Source organism: Synechococcus sp. CS-1328, assembly GCF_025128095.1.
In the GTDB taxonomy this organism is placed as follows: domain Bacteria; phylum Cyanobacteriota; class Cyanobacteriia; order PCC-6307; family Cyanobiaceae; genus CBW1002.
In genome coordinates, this window is record NZ_JAHLYT010000007.1 from 1 (window position 1) to 17,183 (window position 17,183).

13 protein-coding genes are annotated in these 17,183 nt (G+C 66.1%); 7 read left to right on the plus strand and 6 right to left on the minus strand.

Annotation, left to right across the window (positions count from 1 at the left end):
• Positions 1 to 136: 136 nt before the first annotated feature.
• Positions 137 to 706 (minus strand): SprT family zinc-dependent metalloprotease, encoded by a 570-nt coding sequence (locus tag KQ310_RS00835; RefSeq protein ID WP_259719907.1) that lies wholly within the window; start codon positions 704 to 706, stop codon positions 137 to 139.
• Positions 707 to 784: 78 nt separating this feature from the next.
• Here KQ310_RS00835 and KQ310_RS00840 point away from each other — a divergent pair, with 78 nt between their 5' ends.
• From KQ310_RS00840 to KQ310_RS00855, 4 genes are all read left to right on the plus strand, one after another.
• Positions 785 to 1,207 (plus strand): hypothetical protein, encoded by a 423-nt coding sequence (locus KQ310_RS00840; RefSeq protein ID WP_259719908.1) that lies wholly within the window; start codon positions 785 to 787, stop codon positions 1,205 to 1,207.
• Between the two features lie 3 nt (positions 1,208 to 1,210).
• A complete protein-coding gene (gene ligA / locus KQ310_RS00845; protein ID WP_259719909.1) occupies positions 1,211 to 3,349 on the plus strand; it encodes an NAD-dependent DNA ligase LigA in 2,139 nt (712 codons plus the stop codon).
• A gap of 251 nt (positions 3,350 to 3,600) precedes the next feature.
• Positions 3,601 to 9,129 (plus strand): choice-of-anchor I domain-containing protein, encoded by a 5,529-nt coding sequence (locus tag KQ310_RS00850; protein WP_259719910.1) that lies wholly within the window; start codon positions 3,601 to 3,603, stop codon positions 9,127 to 9,129.
• A 70-nt stretch (positions 9,130 to 9,199) separates the two neighbouring features.
• The gene (locus tag KQ310_RS00855) at positions 9,200 to 9,403 is read left to right on the plus strand and encodes a hypothetical protein (RefSeq protein WP_259719911.1); all 204 of its coding nucleotides are present in this window, start codon (positions 9,200 to 9,202) and stop codon (positions 9,401 to 9,403) included.
• Positions 9,404 to 9,434: 31 nt separating this feature from the next.
• Here KQ310_RS00855 and KQ310_RS00860 read toward each other — a convergent pair whose 3' ends face one another.
• Entirely contained in the window at positions 9,435 to 10,049 is a 615-nt protein-coding gene (locus KQ310_RS00860; RefSeq protein ID WP_259719912.1) for a TVP38/TMEM64 family protein, read from the minus strand.
• 77 nt (positions 10,050 to 10,126) lie between these two features.
• Between KQ310_RS00860 and KQ310_RS00865 the strand changes: the two genes are divergently transcribed.
• Entirely contained in the window at positions 10,127 to 11,167 is a 1,041-nt protein-coding gene (locus KQ310_RS00865) for a hypothetical protein (RefSeq protein WP_259719913.1), read from the plus strand.
• 42 nt (positions 11,168 to 11,209) lie between these two features.
• Here the strand turns inward: KQ310_RS00865 and KQ310_RS00870 are convergent, their stop codons facing one another.
• Both KQ310_RS00870 and KQ310_RS00875 read right to left on the minus strand, forming a co-directional pair.
• Complete coding sequence (locus KQ310_RS00870) at positions 11,210 to 11,917, minus strand: molybdopterin-dependent oxidoreductase (protein ID WP_259719914.1); 708 nt, start codon at positions 11,915 to 11,917, stop codon at positions 11,210 to 11,212.
• Positions 11,918 to 11,959: 42 nt separating this feature from the next.
• The gene (locus KQ310_RS00875) at positions 11,960 to 12,574 is read right to left on the minus strand and encodes a cytochrome b/b6 domain-containing protein (RefSeq protein WP_259719915.1); all 615 of its coding nucleotides are present in this window, start codon (positions 12,572 to 12,574) and stop codon (positions 11,960 to 11,962) included.
• 247 nt (positions 12,575 to 12,821) lie between these two features.
• Here KQ310_RS00875 and mscL point away from each other — a divergent pair, with 247 nt between their 5' ends.
• Positions 12,822 to 13,202, plus strand: coding sequence for a large conductance mechanosensitive channel protein MscL (gene mscL / locus KQ310_RS00880; protein ID WP_259719916.1), 381 nt, complete (start codon positions 12,822 to 12,824; stop codon positions 13,200 to 13,202).
• Between the two features lie 194 nt (positions 13,203 to 13,396).
• Entirely contained in the window at positions 13,397 to 13,876 is a 480-nt protein-coding gene (locus tag KQ310_RS00885; RefSeq protein ID WP_259719917.1) for a hypothetical protein, read from the plus strand.
• A 32-nt stretch (positions 13,877 to 13,908) separates the two neighbouring features.
• On the opposite strand, the gene KQ310_RS00890 is transcribed toward KQ310_RS00885, so the two are convergent.
• Positions 13,909 to 14,130, minus strand: a complete 222-nt coding sequence (locus tag KQ310_RS00890; RefSeq protein ID WP_259719918.1) for a hypothetical protein — start codon at positions 14,128 to 14,130, stop codon at positions 13,909 to 13,911.
• 84 nt (positions 14,131 to 14,214) lie between these two features.
• Positions 14,215 to 17,127 (minus strand): valine--tRNA ligase, encoded by a 2,913-nt coding sequence (locus tag KQ310_RS00895; protein ID WP_259719919.1) that lies wholly within the window; start codon positions 17,125 to 17,127, stop codon positions 14,215 to 14,217.
• Positions 17,128 to 17,183: the final 56 nt, after the last annotated feature.

The following is a 17,183-nucleotide window of genomic DNA, read 5'->3' on the forward strand; positions in this document are numbered from 1 at the left end:
GTTGCGGCATTTGCGATCTTGGTTAACCAGCACGAAGATATCAATTCACTGCTGTCTCAGTTCGATTCCGACTTGGCTTTCCATTCCGGTGGAAAAGCGCTCGAATTCTGTCCGACGATCTATGCGCGACAGGCTCCTAGAGGCCCTGCTCTGCGGGGCCGACCGGGACCTGGGCCGGCTTGAACACCAGCACGCAGCTGGCGTGCCAGAGCCCGTTGTGCCAGCGCTCGCAGCACTGGCGGCAGGCCAAGTTGCGGCGGCGGCGCTGGTAGCGGGCCTGCAGGCCGCAGTGGGGACAGTGGGCGATCCAGCGGGTCGCGGTGGTGGGGACCGGGAAGCTGTGGCGCAGGCTCACCACGAAGTCGTGCTGGCGGGCGTTGATCGTGGCCATGCGGGCGCGGAAGTGGGGGCCGTGCACCTCGCGCAGGTCGAGGATCCGGTCCACCCAGGCGTGGATCATCTCGTGGCAGAGCGTGCCCAAGGTGGCCTGGCGCGGCAGGGGTTCCAGCAGCGGGCGCGACAGCACGATCTCGCAGAGGTCGCTGCCATCGGCGCGGCGGCCGCGGCGGTAGAGGCCGGCGGTGCGCGACAGGCGGCCATCGCTCCAGCGCAGCGTCACCAGCGGCTGCCCGCCGGGCGCCAGGCTGCCGTCGAAATGCTCCCGGTCGAGGCGGTGGAACAGGGGCAGCAGGGGCTCCAGGGTCATGGGGGTGGTGGTCCCGCTTCGACAGTCTGACCGGCCCGTCCGTCAGACTCCGGTGCTCTCTACTGCAGCCGCGCGCACATGGACTGGGGATTGGCCCGCATGATCGGTAGCAAGGTCCTGCTGGCCGGAGCCGGCGCCCTGCTTCTGTACTGGACCATCAGCGCCGTGCGGCTGGTGATCAGCGCCAGGGGGATCAACCCGCTGATCAAGCAGTTCTTCACCCAGGTGGCCAGCGGCCAGGTGGATGGGGCCTATCTGCTCACCACCAAGAACTACCGCTCCCACGTGAACCGCCAGCAGTTCATCCGCTTCCTGGCAGGCCTGCAGCTCAACAAGTACCGCAACCTCAAGAGCGGCCGCCCCCGCATTCAGGACGGCCAGGTCATCCTCACGGTGAAGCTCAAATCGGAAGGCAACGACGAACTGCCGCTCGATTTCACCTTCGCGAAGGTGGATGAGGCCTGGCGGGTGGACCGCATCCAGCGGCTGGCCGCGGCCTGATCCGTGTCCGCCGCCACTGACTCCCCTCAGACCTGCCCGACCCCGCCTCCGCACCAGCGGGCCGAGGAGCTGCGGCGGCTGTTGCAGCGCGCCGCGCACGCCTATTACGTGCTCGACGCCCCCGAGATGGAGGACCCGGTCTATGACCGCCTCTATCGGGACCTGCTCGATCTCGAGGCAGCGGACCCACAGCTGATCACGCCGGACAGCCCGACCCAGCGCGTCGGTGGGGCCCCGGCCGAGGGGTTCGTGAGCGTGGCCCACCGCATCGGCCTGCTCAGCCTCGATAACGCCTTCTCGCTCGAGGAGCTGGAGGCCTGGTACGGGCGGCTGCTCAAGGTGCTCGACCGTCAGCCCCAGCCCGGCGCTCCCCTGCCGGCCCTGGCGATGGTGGGCGAGCTCAAGATCGATGGCAACGCCCTGGCCCTCAGCTACGAGCACGGCCTGCTGGTGCGGGCCGCCACCCGCGGCGACGGCGAGCGGGGCGAGGAGATCACCACCAACGTGCGCACGATCCAGAGCGTGCCGCTGCGGCTGCAGCTCGAGCAGCCCCCCGCCTGGCTGGAGGTGCGGGGGGAGGCCTTCATCCCGGAGGCCACCTTCGCCGCCATCAATGCCGAGCGGCAGGCCAGCGGCGAGGCCCTGTTCGCCAATCCCCGCAACGCCTGCGCCGGCACCCTGCGCCAGCTGGATCCGCGGGTGGTGGCGGCCCGCCGGCTCGATTTCTTCGCTTACACCCTGCATCTGCCGGACGACTGGCAGCCCGCCGCCGCCGATCCCCAGCGCCCCACCGGCCAGTGGGAGGCGCTGCAGTGGCTGCAGCGGGCCGGGTTCCGGGTGAATCCCAACGCGGCGCTGCTCCACGATCTGGCGGCGGTGGAGGCCTTCTTCGCCCAGTGGGAGGAGGGGCGCAGGCAGCTGCCGTATGCCACCGACGGCGTGGTGGTGAAGCTCAACGCTCTGCGCCTGCAGGCCGATGCCGGTTTCACGCAGAAGGCACCCCGCTGGGCGATCGCGCTCAAATACGCCGCCGAGGAGGCCCCCAGCCAGCTGCTGCGGCTGACCTGCCAGGTGGGCCGCACCGGGGTGGTGACGCCGGTGGCCGAGTTCGAGCCGGTGCCCCTGGCCGGCACCACTGTGGGCCGCGCCACCCTCCACAACGCCGACCGCCTGGCGGAGCTGGATCTCCATGCCGGCGACACGATCGTGGTGCGCAAGGCCGGCGAGATCATCCCGGAGGTGGTGCGGGTGCTGCCGGAACTGCGGCCAGCGGCGGCTCAGCGGCTGACCTTGCCCCAGACCTGCCCGGAATGTGGCTCGGAGCTGGTGCGGGAGGAGGGCGAGGCGGCCACCCGCTGCGTCAACAGCAGTTGTCCGGCGATCCTGCGGGGTGCCCTGCGCCACTGGGTCAGCAAGGGGGCCCTCGATGTGGACGGCCTCGGCGGCAAGCTGATCGAGCAGCTGGTGGATCGGGGCCTGGTGGCCTCGATCGCAGATCTCTATCGCCTCGATGCGGCCCTGCTGGCCAGCCTGGAGCGGATGGGGGAGAAGAGTGCCGCCAATCTGGTGGCGGCCCTGGCGGCCTCCAGAAGCCAGCCCTGGCCGCGGCAGCTGTACGGCCTCGGCATCCATCACGTGGGGGAGGTGAATGCCAAGGCCCTGGCCCGGGCCTTCCCCAGTGCAACTGATCTGGCCGCCGCCGCGGCCGACAGCCCCGAGCGGATCATCGCCGTGTACGGCATCGGCGGGGAGATTGCCCAGAGCCTGCAGCAGTGGTTCGGTACCCCGGCCAACCAGGCCCTGCTGGCGGACCTGGAGCAGCTCGGCTTCTCCCTGGCCTTCAGCGCGGCCGAGCAGGAGGCCCTTGCCGGTCCCAGCGAGGGGGCCGCGGGCCCAGAGGCGCCCCTGGCCGGCTCCACCTTCGTGCTCACCGGCACCCTGCCCAGCCTCAGCCGCCGCCAGGCCCAGGAGCGGATCGAGGCCGCCGGCGGCAAGGTGACCGGCTCGGTGAGCAAGAAGACCAGCTACGTGGTGGCCGGCGACGAGGCTGGCAGCAAGCTGGCCAAAGCGGAAAGCCTCGGGGTGGCGGTGCTGGATGAAGCGGGATTGCTGGATCTGCTCAATGCTCCACCCTCCCCCTGATCCCTAGAGAGTGGCGCGTGCCGGAATCGCAGATGCAATGGGATCGGTTGTCATCGGCTTCGCCCTTTCGTCGCCGTGTGCCGTGCGTACGGCAAGGGACCTGAAGGTGTTGCAGTATCCCAGGGTGAAGCTGCTTCCGAAGGCCATTCCTGATTTGTGCTGTATGCAAGGCGACAGGTGAATGTGGGCCCCTGAGCCGAGGGATGTCATGGCTGAGGGTCAGCCTTGGGGCCAAGCTTTGGCCCTTCTCCGTGACCATTTCCGCTTCCTCCTCCTCGGACCTCGGCGGAGCCGAGATCACGGCGTACGCCCCGGCTCACCAGGTGTCCCTGGTCATCACCGGTGGCAACCAGCTTGAGGTGGTGGATCTGCGGGATCCCACCAATCCCGTGCCTCTACCGGGTCAGACACAGACACTCCCCGGCAGTGCCCAGAGCGTGGATGTTGCCGGGAATCTGGCGGCGGTGGCGGTGGCGGGGGGTGGGCTGGACCCGCGTATCGAGCCCGGGCAGGTGGTGTTCTTCACCCTGGCAGGCAGCGGTGGCTCCGTGACCCTCACTGAGGCCGGCAGCGTGGGGGTGGGCTATCTCCCTGATTCCCTCGCCTTCAACACCGATGGCAGCAAGCTTGTGGTGGCCAATGAGGGGGAGCCAAGTATTTTCTATGGCACGGCTGAGGGTATCGATCCTCCCGGCAGCATCTCAGTGATCGATGTCAATGCCACCAGCCCTGCGGCATCCAGCGTCACCGAACTGGGCTTTGACGCCCAGCAGACCGCCTACCTCAGGGCCCGTGGGGTGCGGATCAGTGGAGTGCCGGACACAACGGCCGCCACCGGGATTGAACCGGAATACGTGAGTGTGAGTGGCAACACCGCCTACGTCACCCTGCAGGAGAACAACGCGGTGGCAGTGGTGGATCTCAGCACCAACACCATTCGAGACATTCGTAGCCTCGGCATCAAGGACTGGAGCCGTGGCATCCCCTCTGCCACAGATGTGCCGTTCGAGATTCCCTATCAGGCCAGTGGTGATCTGCCAATGGCAGACCCTAATTTTCCTGACCAGCAGGTCGTGGCGGGTGGTCTGTCAGGCCTCTTCTTTGATCCGACCGAAAATCTCTACTACACAATCACCGATCGCGGTCCCCAAGCGAACGATATTCCATCCAGCTATCCGATTGCTGCCTTCCAGGGAGAGAAGATCTTTCAGGATCCATCTTTCACACCCACCATCTATGCCCTTGCCGGTGATGTGAATGGCATCAGCCTGATAGATGTGCTACCTCTTCAGGTTCCCTACCTCGATGCTCAGGGTCAGCTGCAGTTCCGCAATGCCACCGGCATTGGTGAACTGTTCACGGTTGATGCCACCCCCGGTGTCGAGGCGGTCAGCGGGATCGATGATGCTGCCTTCATGCCGGATGGAAGCGGTTCTTATGTTCCGGTGTCTGCCGATGCCTTTGGATTGGATACCGAATCGGTGGTGCGTTTCAGCCGCCCCGATCTGAACGGCGGCAATCCGGTATTCGCTGTTTCGGACGAGTACCGGCCTCAGATTGCCCTCTTCGATGCTGCTACGGGCCAGTTGATTCAGCGCTTTGTTCCTGAAGGAACTGACTTCAGCGCCATCACCTATGAGCCGGGCCGTGGAGATGTCCCTGGCTACACGGCTGATACCTTGCCGACTGTTTATGCCAATCGCCAGTCCAACCGTGGTTTCGAAGGCATGGCCTACAGCAGCACGGATGGATTGCTCTATGCCTTTATTCAGAGTCCCCTGCAGCCGGATGGTTTCAACTCCAGCTCCACCCTTCGCCGGATCCTGGCAGTCGATCCGAACACTGGTTCTCCGCAAGCAGAGTATCTCTACATTCAGTTTGGTGCTGCTAATCAGGACAAAATTGGCGATGCGGTGTATGACGCTGAACGTGATGTCTTTTATGTGATTGACCGTGACAGCGGCACGGCACGCAATTCCAATAAGGCAGTTCTGGAGTTTGACCTGGCCGCCGCTTCCAATGTGCTTGGTTACGACTGGCTAGGTGCGCTTGGCGTGGCTCAACCCGAGCAGCTGGATGCCGTCACCCTTTCAAACGCTTTGGTGTCAGCCGGTGTGGCCCAGGTTCACCAGAATGAGCTGTTCAACCTTCCCTCGATCGGTGCCAATCCGGCCTTTGACAAGGCCGAGGGCCTGGCCCTGCTGCCCGATGGCAGCCTGGTGGTGGGTTACGACAATGATTTCCTGGCCCAGGCCGGCCGGCCGGATAACCAGCTCAGCTTTGTGACCTTCACACCCCAGCCGATCGACACGTCTGATCGGGATGGTGGCTTCAATCCTGCTGTGCGGGATTTTTACGGCCTCCGCATGGCGGATGCCATCGCCACCTTCACCTATGAAGGCGAAGTCTTTACGATCACGGCCAATGAGGGTGATGGCCGGGTTCGGCCCGACACCCTCAATTTCGAGGCCACCCTGCCCGATGGCAGCACCTACTGGTACGGCACCGTGGACCCAGGCGCCGGCGTTGAGATCCTCGCCTCACTCCCAGACCCTTCCGATCCGACTGGGGCCACCACTCTGTTTGTGACGGCGGCAGAACAGCCGGGATTCCAGATGTTCCAGGCTGATCTGGGGGATGAGTTCTTCCTGAGTTCCACTCAGGGTGCTGTGGCAGATGATGATTTCTTCAACGATGAGTTGCGGAAATCTCGCCTCAAGACGGTGTCAGATTTCAACACTCCTACACAGGACTATGGCTATGGCGGCCGCTCCTTCACGATTTTTGATTCCAAGGGAAATGTCGCTTTCGATTCGGGAAATCAGCTTGAGGCCATCGCCGTATCCCTTGGGGTCTACGACGATGGCCGTTCCGATGACAAGGGAACTGAGCCCGAAGGAGTGACGACGGCTGTGATCGAAGGCCGCACCTATGCCTTCGTGGGGCTGGAGCGAGCCACGAGCTCAACGGTTCTGGTGTATGACATCACGAATCCCTACCAGCCTGTCTATTCCAATGCCCTGGTGAATGAGGGCTCCCTCTCCCCTGAGGGTCTGGAGTACGTGCCCACCCAGCCGGATGGATCTGGGTTCCTGCAGGTGGCGAATGAGGTATCCGGAACCCTCGATACCTACAGCATTGGCAATGGCGATATCTTCACCCTTGAGCTGTTCCATCTCTCTGATCAGGAGGCACAGGCTGCCGCGATTGGCGATGCACCCCGTCTCTCCGCTGTGTACCGGGCACTTGCAGATCAGGATCTTGGCAACGATGGCTTCAGCGATAACAGCCTCTTTCTATCTTCGGGCGATCAGTACATTCCGGGAGTGTTTGCTGATGCCTCCAGGCAGCTGTTTGGCGCCCCTGGGGTGGCTGACATCCTGATCCAGAACGAACTCGGCATTCAGGCCAGCGCCTTCGGGAACCACGAGTTTGACTTCGGCACCGCCTTGGTGAAGGGTCTGATTGATGGCTCCGCTGCCAACTACGCCGCTGGTCTCGATCCGTTGATCCCTGCCTTCCGTGGCACGGACTTCCCCTACCTGTCCGGCAACCTGGATTTTTCCACCGATCCCAATCTTGCTCCTCTCGTGGTGGCGGATGCTTCCGCGCCCCAGGGCAATGTGATCTCCGGCTCCACCCAGTTCCTGGTGGGTGGGGAGTGGATTGGCGTTGTGGCTGCCACCACGCCGACCCTGCAGACGATTTCCTCCCCCGGAGGCGTGGGCGCCTCCCCCTCTCCCTTCTCCGGCACACCCACTCCCGAGCAGCTGGATGCTCTGGCAGCAGTGATCCAGGCTGATGTGGATGCGCTGTTGGCAGCCAATCCCGGGATGAACAAGGTGATTCTGCTGTCGCATATGCAGCAGCTTTCTATCGAAGAGCAGCTGGCCTCTCGGCTCACAGGCGTTGACATCATTGTGGCCGGTGGATCCAATACCCGCCTCTTCGATGAGAATGATGCCATCCGGGCGGGAGATAGTCAGCAGGGTGATTATCCTGTTGGCCGCGAAGGTGTTGCCGATACTTCCCTCCTCGCCGCCGCCGATGGAAGCCCTGTGGCATTGGTGAATACCGATGGTAGTTATAAATATCTTGGTCGACTGGTTCTTGACTTTGATGGCAATGGCCTTCTCCTGCCGGAAAGCTACGACCCTGCTGTGAGCGGTGCCTTCGCCACCGATGAAGCTGGGGTGGAAGCTGTTGGGGGCTCGGGTCTGGAGGATCCGGAGATCGTGGCCATCGTGGCGGAGATCGAGAAGGCGATCGTTGCCAAGGAGTCGAATGTGTATGGCATCAGCAGTGTCTTTCTCAACGGAGAACGTGCCGGCGCCGAGCCCGACGGGGTCCGGACCCAGGAGACCAACCTCGGAAATCTCAGTGCTGATGCCAATCTGGTCCTCGCCAATCAGATCGCTCAGGAGCTGGGGGAAACCAGTCCCGTGGTCTTCTCGATCAAGAATGGTGGAGGTATTCGCGCTTCCATCGGTCAGGTGATCGTTCCTCCGGGGGGTACCGCTGCGGAGCGGCTGCCGAATGAAGAGATTCCCGGAGTGAAGCCGGCTGGGGGCATCAGCGAAGCCGACATCACCAAGGCTTTGGCCTTCAACAATAATCTTGCTTTGCTCACTCTCACCCGTAGTGAGATTGTTGCCCTGCTTGAGCATGGTGTTTCGGCGTTACCGAATGCAGCCGGGCAGTTTCTTCAGATCAGTGGAGCCCGCTTCAGCTTTGATTCTTCCCGTCCGGCAGGGGATCGGCTCGTTAATGCCGGGCTCTTCGGAGAGAACAATGAACTCTTGGCAGAGCTGGTTCGGGATGGAGAGATCGTGGGCAGCAGTAATGAGCTGTTCCGGATCGTCACACTCGATTTTCTGGCACGCGGCGGGGATGGCTATCCGTTCCCGGATATCAATCTCGATCGGGTCGATTATGTGAATCTTGGCACTGTCGAAAGTGGCGGCGTTGATACCGGTGATGGGGAGGCCACGTTTGCTGAAGACGGTACTGAACAGGATGCCTTGGCGGAATACCTGCTGGATCGTCATGCCCCAGATTCCGGTACGCCCTTCGCGGCGATCGATACTGACAGGAGTGGTGATCTTCGAATTCAGAACCTTGAGTTCGCTGTTGATTCCGTGCTTCCTGCTGCCACGACGCCCACGCCGGCACCTGCTCCAAGCCCCAGCCCAAGCCCATCAAGGCCTCCCGCGGATTCTCCCCTCGCCGACTTCGCCTCTGTGGAGTTCCTCGGCAATGGCGACGATCAGGTGCAGGGGACCGGCGGCAATGACTTCGTGTCCGCCGGCGGTGGCAACGACGCTGTGAACGGTGGCGCCGGTGACGACGACCTGCGCGGCAACGGCGGCGACGATCGGCTCGAGGGTGGTGAGGGCAACGACTTCCAGCGCGGTGGCCAGGGGCGGGACAGCGTGAACGGCGGCTTTGGCAATGACCAGCTCCTCGGTGATCGTGGATCCGACTCTGTGACCGGGGGCGAGGGGAACGACATTCTCAACGGCAATGGCGGGGACGACATCCTCTTCGGGGGTGCTGGGGCCGATCAGTTCCGCCTCTCCCCGGGGAACGATGTGATCGCCGACTTCTCCTTCGCCGAGGGGGACACCCTGGCGATGATCGCGGGACAGTCCTTCTCCCTGGGGCAGGACGCCGGAGGCAACACCCTCGTCGTGCGCGACGGCTTCGGGACCACCACCCTGCTGGGAATCTCCCTGCTGGACTTCCAGGCGCTCAGCCCCAGCCCCCTGGTGTTCCTTTGAGGGCCGCCGGGCTGGCGAGCCCGGCTGGAAGGCATCAGGATCCCTATCAGTGCTCCAGCCCTTGATGGTGATGCCTTCCTCCCCAGGCTCCGGCCCGGCTCCCCCTCCCCCGGCCGTCTTCCGCTGGATCAAGACCGAGTGCGGCCGGGCCAGCTACCTGGAGCTCGCGTCTCGCCCCGGTCTGGTGGCGACGCTGCGGCGGGCCTGGTTCGTGCTGATCGCGGCGATCCGCGACTGGCCCCTGCCGGATCCGGACGCGCAGACCGGGCCCTGATCCCGCGCCTGGATCTTGGCGCAAGGGCCCCTCAGCGTTCATCCCCCTGCTCCAGCGCCCGCTGGGCCGCTCGTCCCACCAGCCACACAGACGCCACGGTGGCGAGCACTCCGATCGCCCGCAGGGCCCACGTGCTGGCGTCGGCCTCGCCGTGCAGCACCTCCCCGAAGCGGGCCACGTCCCCGGCCAGGGCGCCGAGGGCGCAGAACAGCACCGTGCCCGGCAGGATGCCGATCAGGCCGATCGAGTAATCACGCAGGCTCACCTCGCTGAGCCCGTAGGCCAGGTTCAGCAGGCTGAAGGGAAAGGCCGGCGAGAGGCGGGTGAGCAGCACCAGGCGCAGCCCCTCGCGGCTCACCGCCAGTTCGATCGCCTGCAGTTTCGGCACCGCCGCCAACCGCCGCCGGGCCCAGTCCCGCAGCCAGTGGCGGCCGAGCAGGAAGGCGGCCACCGCCCCGAGGCTGGCGCCCACGAACACCACCACGCTGCCCCACCAGGTGCCGTAGAGGGCGCCCGCCAGCATCGAGGCCCACACCCCGGGCAGCAGCAGCGTGACCCAGAGGGCATACAGCGGCACGAAGGCCACCGCGCCGGCGGGGGAGCGCAGGGCGGGAAGGATCTGCTCGAGCAGGCCGGAGGCATCCATGGCACGATCCTGAACTGGCAGCATTCTGGAGAGAGAGCCTCCCTCCCTAGGCTGGTTGCTCATCCGCTGGTCCTGTCATGGCAGCACCGATGTCGGCGGCTCCGTTGGTGTCGGATCCGGTGGTGTCGGCCCAGGATCTGATCACGGGTCTCCCCCTCGATGGCCGGGGCGGCTGGCGGGAGTGGACCAGCCCGATCACGCCGCGCCAGCAGTGGAACGCCAACTTCGGCTACTGCGGCGAGACCAGTCTGATCAGCGCTGGCCTGGCCTACGGGCAGTACACCTCCCAGTGGACGGCGCGGGCGTTGGCGTCGCCCGGGGTGCCCCAGTGGCGGGAGAGCAGCCAGCTGCTGCTGGGGGAGAACGATGGCGCCGCCGCCCGGCGCATGAAGCTGCAGGCCGAACCCTTCGACACCCAGCAGCAGCGCACCACACCGGAGTTCCTGGCCTGGTGCAAGCAGTGGGTGCAGCGGGGCGCCGTGGTGATTCTGGGGGTGTTCAACAACGTGCGTCGCCTCGGCGAGCCCCTGGCTGGCGACTCCGTCTACGACCACATCGTGCCGGTCGTGGCTGTGGGGTCAGGCTCCGATCGGCCCTATGCGCCCGACGACACGATCACGATCAGCGACAACGGCCTCTACACCGAGGGCGCCGAGGTTCCCTTCCTGTTCACAGAGTCTTTCGCGGCGTTCCAGGGGAATCGCCGTCAGGCGAACGCCCCCCGCGGCAGCCTCTATACGCTGCGCGATACGCCGCCCAACTACGGCCTCGCGGTGAGCGGCGTGCGGGATCCCAGCGGGGTGACCGTGCCGGTGCGGCTGAGCGCCAGCCTCGATGGGGAGGGGCTTCAGAACCAGGCCGAGCTGCGGCAGCCCCCCGAGCCCCTGCCGCTCAGCCTCACCGCCCGGGTGACGATCCCGGATCCCTCCCAGGCCTATGTGCTCTATCGCTACGACGACTTCGCCAGCGTGCCGGTGAGCGGTTTCAACGCCGCTGCGGATCAGGCGGTGCAGCGCTGGCTGATTCCGCCCTTCTCCGGCCTGAGCGCCGAGGTGAGCGTGACGGGGTGGTCGGATCAGACGGTGGTGTTCCGGGCGGTGCCGGCCACGGCGGCCTGATCAGGAGCCTGGCAACCCTTGCCACGGTTGCTGTTGCGGGGGTCAGAGCCCCGCAAACCACTCGTAGCCCTGGTCTTCCCAGGTGCCGCGGCGCTCGCCCAGGCTGGAGGCCACCCGCAGGCCCGTGACCCACTTGCTGAGCTTGTAGCCCAGTTTGATCGGGGTGGCGATCCGCACCGGTGCCCCGTTCGCCGCCGGCAGGGGCGCCCCGTTCATGCCCGTGGCCAGCAGGGTCTGGGGGTGGAGGGCCGAGGCCCGATCCCAGCTGGAGAAATACTGATCGGCCGAGCTGATCTCCACGTAGCCCCCCAGGGGTGAGATCCCCGCCAGGCTGAGCACATCGCCCAGGCGCACGCCCGACCAGGCCACGATCGCCGACCAGCCCTCCACACAGACGTGGCGCATGATCAAGGTGTGCTGGGGCAGGGCCGCCAGGGCGGCCAGATCCAGGCTCTGGGGGCGGCTCACCAGGCCATCGACCCGCAGCCGGTAGCTGTTGGGATCAAGCTTCGGCACGCCATTGAAGCTGTTGACCAGCAGGGCTGCCGGATCCACCTGATCGGGCCGGAACAGCGGCACCGGCCCGCGACCCTGCAGCAGGGCTTCGAGGCGTTCGTTGATCGGTTGGGTGGCTTCGCCCACCGACGCGCTGAGGTCATTCAACGCACAACCGCCCAGCAGCAGCGAGGAGCCACCGGAGACGCCAAGGCCCAGCAGCTGGCGGCGGTTGAGCAGGGGCGGGCGGGGCATGGCAGGGATCAGGCGAGCATTGAGATTCAGGCGGGCATCCACTCAAGCGAGCATGGAGCGCAGCAGCCGCATCCCGCCGATCCGCCACGACATCAGCACGTGGGCGATCAGCAACAGAGCGATGGAAGGAATCGTGGCGAAATGACAGACCCGCAGGGTCTGCCAGGCGGTGACACCGAAGGCCTCCCCGAAGGCAAACAAGCCCGAAAGCCACCAGAACTGAGCCGGCTTATACATCGCCAGGCCGGTGATCAGGCTGAAGCCCAGCAGGATCAGCATCAGGCTGTACACCAGCCGGTGGCTGGCCAGCTGGCGCTTGCCAGCGTTGCCGCTGCCCTTGAGGGTGCTCAGATCACCGGCCTGGGCCAGTCGCCGACGCCGCTGGACCAGCAGCAGGCCGATCCAGACGCCGAGGTTGAGGGCGTAGAGCCCCATGAAGCCGAAGTGCCAGTCGCGGCCGCCGGCCAGCCAGCCCCCCAGCGTGAACAGCTCCGGCATGGTGACCCCGTCCCGGCCGCCGAACACGGGATTGGCGTTGTAGATCTGCAGGCCACTGGCCGCCATCACCAGCAGCACCAGCAGGTTGAAGCCATGGAAGGCCCGGGTCCACCAGGGCGCGTGCCGGATGCGGGCGGGCTGGACCGGAACCTCGGGCATGGGTGATGGGGATCCTGAAGGGGATACCGGTGAGCCTGGCCGATGGATTGCTGGAGGCATGTCTCGGGTCGCCCATCACCGGTTCGCACACTCCGCTTCGCACGCGCCGATTCGTACCTCGCTGACCTGCACGTGCACACCGCTCAGATGGGTGCAATCGGTCTACAGGCCATCGCCGTCGATGGCGTCCTGATGGCTCAGTTCCCCTGACCAGTAGGTTATCTCGACTCCACCAGATGGTCCGCTGATGGCCCCGCGCCGCTCCAGTTTCCTTGGCGATTTCAAGGCCTTCATCAACAAGGGCAATGTGGTTGACCTTGCGGTGGCGGTGGTGATCGGCGGCGCCTTCGCCAAGGTGGTGGATGCAGTGGTGAGCCTGGTGATGACCAGCCTGCTGGAGCCCGCGCTCAAGGCTGCCCAGGTGGACTCGATCAACGCCTGGCCGGCAGGCGCCGTGATCGTGGCGTTGATCAACTTCCTCGTGATCGCCTTCGTGGTGTTCCTGATCGTCAAGGCGATCGAGGCCACCAAGCGGAAGGAGGAGGCGGTGGCACCCCCTGATACCCAGGCTCAGCTGGCTTCGGCGGTGACCCGGCTGGCCGAGGCACTGGACCGGAAGGGGCTGTAGGGGCGGCCGCAAGAGCCAACCCGCTCGATCTCCCTTCGAGATCACTGCGTGTGTAGGCGAGCTCAGCCGGGCTGGCCGCACCTCGGACACGCCTACGGTTACTGGGCTGAATCCGGGAGTCGAGCACCATCGCCCGCCGCGAGCGATCCACCGCCTCAGGAGCCAACCGAGGCTTTGCGTCCGGTCCACGAACCGTGAGCGCGCCACCGGGCGGACCGGAGGAGCAGCTGGTGGAAAAGCTGCGGCGGATCGAGGCTCTGTTCTCCAGGCCTGGCACAGACGGCGAGCGGGTGGCGGCCGAGCGGGCCCGCGAGCGCATCCAGGGCCGTCTGAAGGAGCTGGCGGCCGAGGAGCCCCCGGTGGAGTTCCGCTTTTCCCTCGCCGACCAGTGGTCGCGGCACCTGTTCGTGGCCCTGTTGCGGCGCTACGGCATCCAGCCCTACCGGTATCGCGGTCAGCGGCGCACCACGGTGATGGCGCGGTTGAGTCGCGCCTTCGTGAATGAAACGCTCTGGCCGGAATTCCAGGAGCTGCAGCAGACCCTCTCGGCCTACTTCGATGCCCTCACCGACCGGGTGATCGAGCAGGCCCTGGAGGTGAAGGCGGGCGAAGCGGAGGAGCGGGCCGAGCCAGCGCAATTGGAGCCGACGGACCATCAGGGGTCGTTGCTGTAGCAGAGCGCCCGAAACCGCCCCAGGGCTCAGCTTCAGGCCGCCCAGTTCTCCATCCACAGGCCTGGCCTTGCAGAACAGGTCGATGTGATCAAAGGTTCACGCGCCATGGCGTCAATCTGGGCAAGGCTGTCAACGGGAAACTTTCCCTGCAGTCTGCCGATCGATTCCTTGATGAAGTTCTGATGCCGCGTGTCTCGGCGTCCAGCGGTCTTCGCGGTGAGCGCCAGCATCGTGGCGCCGTTGGTTTTGATCATTAGCTGCCAACTCCAGGCTCCTGTTCGCTGAACGGTCCGAGGATTGGCCTGCCATCGCCTTCGCATCAGCCAGAGACGTCGGGCTCAGACCAGATCGGCCAGCCGCCCCCGCGCCAGCATCGCCTGGGCTTCGGCTTCGGCCAGGTTGGCGCGGCATTCCGCTACCACCTCCGCGGGCGCCTTGCCGGCGAAGTTGGGGTTGGCGAGGCGGCCAGCCAGGCCCTTGATCTCCTTCTCGGCTTTGGCGATGTCTTTCTCGAGGCGGCCGCGCAGGGCGTCGAGATCCACCAGGCCCTCGATCGGTAGCAGTACCTGCAGTTCGCCGCTCACCGCGGCGAGGCAGCGTTCGCTCCCCATCGCCGCCGTCGAGGCAGCCGGATCGTTCGCCGCAGCCTGGGTTGAGGCAGCTGGATCACGCACCTCCACGGAGGCGGCGCGGGTGAGGGCGGTGATGTCGCCGCTGGCTGCGTTCAGCACCGCCGCCAGCTCCGGTCGGCCGGTGACGAACACCACCGGTGCCGGTTGGGAGGGCTTGAGGCCCGCCACGGCCCGCAGGTTGCGCACTACTCGGATCGCTTCGATCAGTTCGGCGAACTGGGCTTCCAGGGGGGCGTCAAGGGCGGCCTCGTCCACTGCCGGCCAGGGCTGCAGGGCGAGGAAAGTGCCCTCGGGTGCGCCGGTGAGCCCGTGCCAGAGCTCCTCGCTGAGGTGGGGCATCAGCGGGTGCAGCAGCACCAGCAGCTCTGCCAGCACCTTGGCCAGCACCTGGCGGGCCACACGCTGATCGGCCAGGACTTCGGCGCTGAGCGGCTCGCCCGGGGTGTCGGCCTCGCTGGCAGGGCGGGGATTGAGCCGCCGCTTGAGCAGCTCGATCGTCCAGTCGCAGACCTCGTTCCAGGCGAACTCGTAAAGCCCCTTGGCGGCTTCCCCGAGGCCGTAGCAGCCGTAGCGCTCCGCCGTTTCGCGGTTCACCCGCCCCAGGCGCGAGAGGATCCAGCGGTCGGCCAGGGTCAGCGCCGCCGGATCGGGATCCCCGAGGCTGGCGGGGGTCTCACCCGCCAGGTTGATCAGGGCGAAGCGGGTGGCGTTCCAGAGCTTGTTGGCGAAGTTGCGGGCCGCCTCCACCGTGGCCGAGCTGCCGCTGCTGCGGTCGTAGTCGAGGCGGATGTCCTGGCCGGCGCCGGCCACCTCCCGCACCAGGGCGAAGCGCAGCGCATCGGCGCCGTAGCGCTCGATCAGCGGCAGCGGGTCGATGCCGTTGCCGGCGCTCTTGCTCATCTTGCGGTTGTTTTCATCCCGCACCAGGCCGTGGATCATCACGTCGCGGAAGGGGATCCAGGTGTCGCGACCGCCCACCGGCAGCTCGCCCTCCTGCAGGAAGGCGCCGGCCAGCATCGTCATCCGCGCCACCCAGAAAAAGATGATGTCGAAGCCGGTCACCAGCACGCTGGTGGGATACCAGGTGGTCAGGTCGGCGGCGTTCTCGTCGGGCCAGCCCAGGGTGGAGAAGGGCCAGAGGCCGCTGGAGAACCAGGTGTCGAGCACGTCGGGGTCCTGCTCCAGCTGCAGCTCCCGCCCGGCCGCCCGGCTGGCGTCACCGAACTGGGTTTCCGCCTTGGCCAGGGCTTCAGCCGCATCGCGGGCCACCACGTAAGGAGTGGCGTCGGTGATCACGCCGCCGGTCTCACTCACCACGAACCAGGCGGGGATGCGGTGGCCCCACCAGAGCTGGCGGCTGATGCACCAGTCGCGGATGTCGGTGAGCCAGTCGCGGTAGACCTTCTCCCAGCGCTGCGGCACGAAGCGGGGCTCGCCCCGATCGAGGGCCTCGCGGCAGCGGGCCGCCAGCGGCTCGGCTCGTGCGAACCACTGGGTGGAGAGCAGCGGCTCCACCGGCACCTTGCCCCGATCTGAAAACGGCACGCTATGGCGGTGGGGCTCCACCTTCACCAGGAAGCCCTCGGCCTCCATGGCCGCCACCACCGCTTGGCGTGCCTCGAAGCGATCCAGCCCGGCGAAGCGGCCGGCGGCGGCGTTCATCGTGCCGTCTTTCGCCATCACCGTGATCTGCGGCAGGCCATGGCGGGCGCCGATGGCGAAGTCGTTGGGGTCGTGGGCGGGGGTCACCTTGACGCAGCCGGTACCGAAGGCGGGATCGACGTGCTCATCGGCCACGATCGGAATCGTGCGGCCCACCAGCGGCAGGGTGATCGTCTGTCCCACCAGGGCGGCGTAGCGGGGGTCGCTGGGGTGCACCGCCACGCCGGTGTCACCCAGCAAGGTTTCGGGGCGGGTGGTGGCCACCACCAGATGGTCGACGGTTTCGGCACCGTTCTCGCTGCCATTGGCGGCTGAACTCTTGGCGCCAGCCGTGAGCGGATAGCGGAAGTGCCAGAGGTGCCCGTCGAGCTCCTTCATCTCCACCTCGAGATCGCTCACCGCCGATCCCGAGGCCGGGCACCAGTTCACCAGGTACTCGCCCCGGTAGATCAGGCCCTGCTCGTGCAGCCGCACGAAGGCTTCCACCACGGCTTTGTTGAGGCCGGGATCGAGGGTGAAGCGCTCCCGCTTCCAGTCCACTGAGTAGCCGAGCCGGCGCAGCTGACCCACGATCGTGCCGCCGCTATCGGCCTTCCAGCTCCAGGCGCGCTCGAGGAAGGCATCGCGGCCCAGGTCGTCCTTGCTGCCGCCCTCGGCCTTGATCTGTTTCTCCAGGATCGACTGCACTGCGATCGAGGCGTGGTCGGTGCCGGGCAGGCAGAGCACGTTTTTGCCCTGCAGGCGCTGAAAGCGCACGATCGTGTCGATCAGGGCCGTCTCGAAGCCATGGCCCATGTGCAGGCTGCCGGTCACGTTCGGCGGCGGGATCACCACCGAGAACGGCTCACCCGGCGCGTTCGGATCGGGGTGGAAGGCGCCGGCCGCTTCCCAGGCCGCCTGCCAGCGGGCTTCGGTGCCGGCCGGGTCGTAGGTCTTGGCAAGGGGCTCGGCAGGCACAGGGGGGGCACGGACGTGCGCCCATCGTCTCAAAACGACGAAGGCGGCTCCAAGGG

Bases quoted from the DNA above. Each gene is read 5' to 3' on its own strand.
- KQ310_RS00835 (WP_259719907.1), bottom strand. From the start codon at position 706: ATGACCCTGGAGCCCCTGCTGCCCCTGTTCCACCGCCTCGACCGGGAG.
- KQ310_RS00840 (WP_259719908.1), top strand. From the start codon at position 785: ATGGACTGGGGATTGGCCCGCATGATCGGTAGCAAGGTCCTGCTGGCC.
- KQ310_RS00855 (WP_259719911.1), top strand. From the start codon at position 9,200: ATGCCTTCCTCCCCAGGCTCCGGCCCGGCTCCCCCTCCCCCGGCCGTC.
- KQ310_RS00860 (WP_259719912.1), bottom strand. From the start codon at position 10,049: ATGGATGCCTCCGGCCTGCTCGAGCAGATCCTTCCCGCCCTGCGCTCC.
- KQ310_RS00865 (WP_259719913.1), top strand. From the start codon at position 10,127: ATGGCAGCACCGATGTCGGCGGCTCCGTTGGTGTCGGATCCGGTGGTG.
- KQ310_RS00870 (WP_259719914.1), bottom strand. From the start codon at position 11,917: ATGCCCCGCCCGCCCCTGCTCAACCGCCGCCAGCTGCTGGGCCTTGGC.
- KQ310_RS00875 (WP_259719915.1), bottom strand. From the start codon at position 12,574: ATGCCCGAGGTTCCGGTCCAGCCCGCCCGCATCCGGCACGCGCCCTGG.
- mscL (WP_259719916.1), top strand. From the start codon at position 12,822: ATGGCCCCGCGCCGCTCCAGTTTCCTTGGCGATTTCAAGGCCTTCATC.
- KQ310_RS00890 (WP_259719918.1), bottom strand. From the start codon at position 14,130: ATGATCAAAACCAACGGCGCCACGATGCTGGCGCTCACCGCGAAGACC.